The organism is Microcystis sp. M31BS1, from assembly GCF_020245285.1.
GTDB classification, from domain to species: Bacteria; Cyanobacteriota; Cyanobacteriia; order Cyanobacteriales; family Microcystaceae; genus Microcystis; species Microcystis panniformis.
On record NZ_JADBVE010000334.1, the window covers coordinates 1 to 6,699 of the forward strand.

At 42.9% G+C, this 6,699-nt stretch carries 7 protein-coding genes and 1 pseudogene; 4 read left to right on the forward strand and 4 right to left on the reverse strand.

Annotation, left to right across the window (positions count from 1 at the left end):
• Positions 1-940 precede the first annotated feature (940 nt).
• Positions 941-1,141 carry a hypothetical protein gene (locus IM509_RS18925; RefSeq protein ID WP_272079473.1) on the forward strand — a complete coding sequence of 67 codons (201 nt, stop codon included), beginning with the start codon at positions 941-943 and terminating at the stop codon, positions 1,139-1,141.
• Here the strand turns inward: IM509_RS18925 and IM509_RS18930 are convergent.
• The 3 genes and pseudogenes from IM509_RS18930 to IM509_RS18940 all read right to left on the reverse strand — a co-directional run bounded on the left by IM509_RS18930 (position 1,066) and on the right by IM509_RS18940 (position 2,421).
• Entirely contained in the window at positions 1,066-1,521 is a 456-nt protein-coding gene (locus IM509_RS18930; RefSeq protein WP_185237964.1) for a GtrA family protein, read from the reverse strand. The two genes, IM509_RS18925 and IM509_RS18930, sit on opposite strands and share 76 nt — an antisense overlap.
• Before the next feature lie 101 nt (positions 1,522-1,622).
• Positions 1,623-1,871: pseudogene (locus IM509_RS18935) on the reverse strand (glycosyltransferase); the annotation flags it as partial.
• Positions 1,872-2,208: 337 nt separating this feature from the next.
• A complete protein-coding gene (locus tag IM509_RS18940; protein WP_002733331.1) occupies positions 2,209-2,421 on the reverse strand; it encodes an Hfq-related RNA-binding protein in 213 nt (70 codons plus the stop codon).
• Between the two features lie 61 nt (positions 2,422-2,482).
• Between IM509_RS18940 and dapF the strand changes: the two genes are divergently transcribed.
• Positions 2,483-3,328: a diaminopimelate epimerase gene (gene dapF / locus IM509_RS18945; RefSeq protein ID WP_185237965.1), complete on the forward strand. Its 846-nt coding sequence runs from the start codon at positions 2,483-2,485 to the stop codon at positions 3,326-3,328.
• A gap of 58 nt (positions 3,329-3,386) precedes the next feature.
• Here the strand turns inward: dapF and IM509_RS18950 are convergent, their stop codons facing one another.
• Positions 3,387-3,599 (reverse strand): CAB/ELIP/HLIP family chlorophyll-binding protein, encoded by a 213-nt coding sequence (locus IM509_RS18950; RefSeq protein WP_002756687.1) that lies wholly within the window; start codon positions 3,597-3,599, stop codon positions 3,387-3,389.
• Positions 3,600-4,076: 477 nt separating this feature from the next.
• Here IM509_RS18950 and IM509_RS18955 point away from each other — a divergent pair, with 477 nt between their 5' ends.
• Together IM509_RS18955 and IM509_RS18960 are read left to right on the forward strand one after the other, a co-directional pair.
• On the forward strand, positions 4,077-4,736 hold the full coding sequence (locus tag IM509_RS18955) for a hypothetical protein (RefSeq protein WP_185237966.1): 660 nt from the start codon (positions 4,077-4,079) through the stop codon (positions 4,734-4,736).
• A gap of 164 nt (positions 4,737-4,900) precedes the next feature.
• Complete coding sequence (locus IM509_RS18960) at positions 4,901-6,415, forward strand: energy transducer TonB (RefSeq protein ID WP_185237967.1); 1,515 nt, start codon at positions 4,901-4,903, stop codon at positions 6,413-6,415.
• Positions 6,416-6,699: the final 284 nt, after the last annotated feature.

A 6,699-nucleotide genomic window follows, 5' to 3' on the forward strand; every position in this document is an offset into this window, starting at 1 on the left:
AACCAAATTAAAGCATATCTAAAGAGTTTTGAGTTAAAAGTTAAACTTCAAGTTTTCATTCAGGACTAATGTACTGGTTAACTAATTTTTTGGGGAAAATTAGTTAACCCATCATTATAACATATAATTAATTTGCAAGAGGTCTACTATCTGCTCTGGACGGGTAATGAATATTATTCCTAAACACAATCCACCAAGGACAGAAAATATTAGTTTCTTCGCTAAATTTTCTGACATAACAGTTATGATGGTTAAAGCCAAAAGGATATGATATAAGCTAATGGCTATTGTTTCAGTTACAATAGTATTGAAAACCATAAAAGTTGTTATATGAAAAGTTAAAATTGCAAAAACAACTAAGCAGATATATCGAGGAATTTTTAGTCATCTAAAACTAAAAACTAATAATATATTAGAAATAGTGTAAAAAATCTCATGACTAATTCTTAGATAAAAATTCAGAAAATTAGAAACCATTATAAATATCGGATATCCTGGCATATAATCAATTATTGCCTTAGCTTTATTAGTAGGAAACCAAATATTCTGATCTGCCATTAACGTATAGAGCAAGGAATCTCTTGGATGCCCTAAAACTTCACTGTTTCTGATTAAAAAAAACTTAATAAGTAGTCATGCAAAATTAATTACCTGCCCGATCGAGCTAAAACCCTTACGGGGCAATGATCGTCATGTGTAAATAATTTTGCCTAGGTACTTAATGATAATTGATAAAATCCCACAAGCAAAGAATAATTTGTTTATATCTTCGCAAAATATTCTCGTCAATAATTGTTTTTTGGGCATAATATTTAATGCACTTAACTCAATTAAATAACGTCGAAATTGATCTACTAATAACAAGGAAAACTATGGCTCTTCGGTTTGTGTTATGCAATGGACGGGGGTTATCAGGGATGGAACCCTTATATAGAAAGGCATTGAGCGATTTTTGTCAATTGTTTTTGCTCTAGAGCGAACTAATCAATTAAGTCTTTTGCCAGATAAGGATTTAGTCGATTTATGCCCCCCTATCGAACCATACCAAGTAACGAAGAACCAAAACTATCTGCTCTTATGGTCTTTTTTATGCTTATTTAAACCACGAAAACTCCAGTGTTTGTGCAAGAAAAAATTATAAAACATTAAACCTGCACTCACAATTACTACCGATGCCATGTACCATAGTTTAAATACTTCTACCAAAATAAACATCCAAGCCACGTTAATTAATAAGCCAGAAAACATGACATTATAGTACTTTATCAATTCTGGGAAAAACATTTTTATACTTGTATTAAAAGTATAAAACTTATTTAGGCAAAACCCAAGAAAACTTGTATAAATTAGAGCAATAACTACCGATGCAATGTAATGAAATTTGATTTTTTCAGTTAATAAATATATGGAAAAAGTATAAATAATATTACAGGTTAAACCAAAAATAAAAAATCGTCGAAATTGTTGACTAGATAGTAAAGAACAAAATTTGTAAAAACTCTTTTGAAGTACATTAATCATAATTTAGATTACTTTGGCAATAACTTGTTTTACACGATAGTAACTACTATATCGAATAGAGATAAACTGTCCTCATATATTCAAATCCCTCATAATCATAGTCCCCTTTCTGGGATAGGAACCACCCGCGCCCCTGAATTAGTGGCAATTTCTTGGGAACCATCGCTACTGCCATTATCGGCGATTAGCACCTCTCCCGCAATTTTGTGTTGTTCCAGATAATCTCGCGCTTTGCCGATACAGGTGGCAAGGGTTTCCGCCTCGTTGAGACAGGGCATGATGATCGATAATTCTAGAGTAGGTATCTGCTCATTGGCGACGGCATCTGCCCCGACCTGATTTTCCAGCATAACAATGGCGGTGGATTCGTTTTGCCCAAGAGTATAACAGGTTATGTACAGCAGTGGACTGAATTGTTAGCAGACAAGCGGCAATCCATATCTGAAATTAGATGGCGATCGCTCTGCTGGACTCTCTGACTTTCTTGATTGGGCAATTTAACCCAAATTTTCCAGCCACTGAAATTCTGATGCTATCCTCGCCATCCCACCTGATTATTTGCTAAAATTCATGGCCAAATCTCCTTAACCCCAACTGACCTTACATTTGCTCAAAAGCTATCTGCTTGCTACTGAATTTTTGATGCGTCCGGGACGCATCCCACGGACAAATATCGCCAATTTCCTCCTAGGCTTTAGGTCTTAAATAAACTAGAGACTGTTGCCAAATTAAAGTGGGTTTATCGTAGTGATCGACTAGGTATAGACAGTTAGCATCTTGCCAAAGGATGCGACCAACGAGCAGATCATCGGTGCTTAACTTAATTTCTACTTCCCGTTTCTCTTGAATATAGCTCTGTACTTGTTTAATACTCGGCAGACCAGGATCAAATTGAGACATAATGAGTTTATCGATGAGGTGTTCATCCTCTATTATTCCTGTTGAGCAGCTTTTATTGACCATGAAAATCCCCTTTACCAAATATCAAGGCCTGGGCAATGATTTTATTTTGATAGATAACCGTCACAGTCCCGAACCCCTGATCACAGCGGAAATGGCCGTGGCTATGTGTGATCGACATTTTGGCATCGGTGCCGATGGCGTGATTTTTGCGCTTCCCGGCCAAGCAGCAACCGACTACACCATGAGAATTTTTAACTCTGATGGTTCGGAACCAGAAATGTGTGGTAACGGTATTCGCTGTCTAGCCCAATTTATCGCCCGTTTAGAGGCTAACAACGCCATTGGCCGCACCTATCGCATTCATACTCTAGCAGGAACGATTATTCCCCGTTTAGAAGCCAATGAACAGGTAACGGTTGATATGGGACCGCCGCAACTTTTAGGCAGTGAAATCCCCACCACTTTGGTGAAGGGGTCAGAAAAAGTCCTCGCGGTTCCCCTAGAGGTGGAGGGTAAAGATTGGTTAGTTACTTGCGTTAGTATGGGTAATCCCCACTGCGTCACTTTTGTGGATGATCTGGCCTCTATTCCCCTAGAAACTATCGGGCCAAAATTTGAGCATCATCCGGTTTTTCCCCAACGGACTAATGTGGAGTTTGTGGAGGTAATCGCGCCGGATTATATGAAGATGCGTGTCTGGGAAAGAGGAGCGGGAATTACTCTCGCTTGTGGGACTGGTGCTTGTGCTGTGGTGGTGGCAGCTGTGTTGACGGGCAAATGCGATCGCCGTTGTACCGTGGAACTGCCCGGTGGCTGTCTTCAGATTCACTGGTCCCAAACCGATAACCGGGTTTACATGACAGGTCCTGCTAAAGCTGTTTTTGAGGGCATTTATGGTATCTAAACCACCCAGTCTGGACGGGGACTGAACTCCCCGAACAGCGCGACGGGATTGTTAATTCTTAGAGACTGGTAATCCAAGCAATAATTCCTTTACCGGTTAACAATTCAATGGCTAAAAGAGAGACAAAGCCAATCATAGCTAGTCTGCCATTCAGTTTTTCAGCGTTTTTGGTAAAACCGAGACTGCTAGAACTATCAACGTACATTTTCGGTTCAACAGCAAAATTATTCAGTCTTCCTTGTTCTTCGGTGGTGTAGCCGCGGGCAGTCATGGGGAGGCTCCTTTTGTATGCTTATGTTAAGAAGTGTAACACATTGTTAAGTTATGTTGCAAATTTTAACAAAAAATTTCTGGGGACTCAGAAAAACTCGATCGGGTAGGCTGTCAGGGTAGTGCTATAGTTCTATCTCCTCTGGGTTGATTGAGGAAATTCTGCTTTTTGATTGACAAATTACTCAGGTTGTGGTAAGAAAGAGGTGTAAACTGGGTCAACCGAATCAAGGAAAAGACAAAAACTATCTTAAGGTGGCCAGAGGAGTCCCGTTAAACCGTACAGGAGTTAGCGGGGGATAAATTGCCACCAAAAGGGAACCCGATTTTAGGGAGTCAACTTGTCTTGAGCGAAGATACCCGAAAGGGTAAGTGTGGGGAGAATAGGGAAAAACCACTAGGAAAAATCTGAATAGAATCTTAATATATAGAGTGCCTAGTAGCCATCACGATTGCGCTCACTGTCTTTGTAAATTCTATGGCAGAGATTAACCCAGAGATCAACCTCATGCAGATAGCGACTATACTCAACCAATATCGATTTGAAATGAGAGGATATAAAGCGCAAGAATTAATCGAGCGCTGGTTGCCCATCTATTCGCTAAATTGGATTCGCATGGCGATTTTAGAGGCACTCTATCAGGGACGTTACAAAGTCATTTCGGTGGAGGAAATCCTCAAAATTTGGCACCGTCGCGGCCATCCTACCTTTCATTTTACGGGGGAATTCGAGCGCTTGGTTTGTAAAAACTGGCCAGATTCCCAGTTAAATGGCAAAAAAACGGTATTTATCCCTCAACAGGAACAGGTCAAGATACCTTCTCCCAGCCTTGAGCGGCCTTATCCAGAGCCACGAGCGGAAGCCAAGAGTAAAGATTCTTTACTAAACTTAGAAACTTCTCTTTTTGATGATCCTCGCAAGGGGATGAGTGATGTGGAGGAATTATTCTCGCAGTTAACCCCAGAAACACCCAAATTCCCTGAATTAGAATCAGTGCCTAAATCGCCTAACAGCCATGGAACTAGGGAGAATTTTCCAGCCAATTTTAAACCAGTAATCGATGAGTTTATCCCTTTGTTAGACCCTTCGGAATTATATCCCAAATTAAAAGCTGTGGCTCGATCGCAGTCTAAGTAGGGTCTGCTGAAAAAGTTTTTCGTGGGGACAGGGTGTGGGGTGTGGGGTGTGGGGTGGTGGGGTACTGACACCAATTAATTCCCCGCCCTCAAGAAAAAAAATCGCCCTGACGATTAGAATAGAGTTAACTTTCCCCCTCAAGGCTCTGCTCAATTAACTAGATTATGACATCCTCCTATTTTGGTCTAGAAACCGAAGAAAATAAACTAATTAACTCTAATAATCTCTCGTTCGCCGCTTCTCTTGGTATTCATGGCCTACTTTTAGCGATTATCTTACCTAATTTCCTCAATAATCCAGTACAGGAGCCAAAAAAGGATTTACGCAACGTCAATCTGATTGAATTGAACCCTCTAGAGCAGTCACGTCTTCCCAGTCTTGACTCCTCCCTATCCAGCATACCGGAACTGCCTAACCCCAATTTGTCTTCTTCCTCTTTGCCTCCTCTCCCCCCCATGGATGGTATCCATAACAGCACGTTACCTCCTTTACCCTCGGTTTCTTCCCTTCCCCCTTTACCTTCTTTACCTGCTTTACCTCCCCTCTCCTCCTTACCCTCCGTCAATATCTATTCTCCTCCCGTGGCATCTATTCCCTCTCTGGGTAGATTACCGATTCCTCGCAATTTTCCCACTTCTACCCCCAGTTTACCTAGTCCTCCTTCTGTTCCCACGCTGCCAGAGAATAATAATCTGCCGAGGGAGACTAATAACCAGCAGCTCCGGCCTGAATTCGATCCCTACCAAGATAATCTAACTTTAGATAGATTGCGAAATTCGCCCCGTAGTGCATCGCAACAGGCACAGGAACAATTAAACAATTCCTTGGCCCGCACACCGGAGCCGAATGGTCAATCGCCCATTGATGAACAGCGTCGTCAACAATTAAGGTGGGAAATGCAGGAACGTTTGCGCTCCCTGGAGGCGGATAAAAGCAATACCAGTAACGATGAGGCCAGGAGAAATCTGGTGGATTGGCTGGCCAGAGTCCAAAAAACTAATCCCAATGCCTTAAATGAACTAAATCAGCCGAATCAGGGCAGCGGAGGCATAACTACCGTCAATTTGACCGGTAATTATCCCGCAGCGGCTTGTTCCCGTCAATTAGCGGGGACGGCGGTTTATGGGGTGACGGTGGATGGTCAAGGCCGCCTCAGCAGTGAACCCCAGTTAATTAAAAGTGCTGGCTTCCCGATTTTCAATCAACAGGCAGCTAGGGAAGTGAGATCAATTAGTTTAAAAAATCCCAGTGGTGAGTCGAGAAGCTATCGTGTGCAAGTCAGTTTTGCCCCTAACCCGGAAGTGTGCCGAGGTGCGATCGCTAATCCCCCGCCACCAGAGGGTAGTAACCTCAATACGCGTAACTCCCCTCCCGTAACGCCGGCAATTGAAACCCCGCTTCGTCCTAATCAAACCCCGCAACCCGCCGTTAGTCCCCAACCGGATAACGTCAAGCCGCCCGCAACCCCAGGGACAAATCCAGCCCAAACCCAGCCAGAACCGCCCAAAGAAGCGATAATCGAGGAAAAAGCCCCGGAAACTTCTTCCCAACCCCCCGCTCTCAATCAGACGGAGGTTTCCCCCGCTAGTCCCCCCACTAGCCAAAATCCTCAACCCGTCAGCGAGGAAGCTTTGCCCCCCGGTCCGCCGGCGGAAGCTAAAACTGAACCAGAAAGTTAGGCCTTTTCAGTTATCAGTTATCAGTTATCAGTTATCAGTTATCAGTTATCAGTTATCAGTTATCAGTGATCAGTGATCAGTGATCAGTAATCAGTGATCAGTTATCAGATGTGAGTTTTAAGTTCACTGATTACTGAAAAAAAACTCTCATCTCCCTAGTCAATGATTCGATCCCCCCTGCCCCCCTTGATAAGGGGGGTGCCGATAGGCGGGGGGATCCCCCTTGATAAGGGGGGTGCCGATAGGCGGGGGGATCCCCCTTGATAAGGGGGGTGCCGATAGGC

Excerpts from the sequence above, each read along its gene's own strand:
- IM509_RS18930 (WP_185237964.1), bottom strand. The coding sequence starts at position 1,521 with ATGATTAATGTACTTCAAAAGAGTTTTTACAAATTTTGTTCTTTACTA.
- IM509_RS18940 (WP_002733331.1), bottom strand. The coding sequence starts at position 2,421 with ATGTCTCAATTTGATCCTGGTCTGCCGAGTATTAAACAAGTACAGAGC.
- dapF (WP_185237965.1), top strand. The coding sequence starts at position 2,483 with ATGAAAATCCCCTTTACCAAATATCAAGGCCTGGGCAATGATTTTATT.
- IM509_RS18950 (WP_002756687.1), bottom strand. The coding sequence starts at position 3,599 with ATGACTGCCCGCGGCTACACCACCGAAGAACAAGGAAGACTGAATAAT.
- IM509_RS18955 (WP_185237966.1), top strand. The coding sequence starts at position 4,077 with ATGGCAGAGATTAACCCAGAGATCAACCTCATGCAGATAGCGACTATA.
- IM509_RS18960 (WP_185237967.1), top strand. The coding sequence starts at position 4,901 with ATGACATCCTCCTATTTTGGTCTAGAAACCGAAGAAAATAAACTAATT.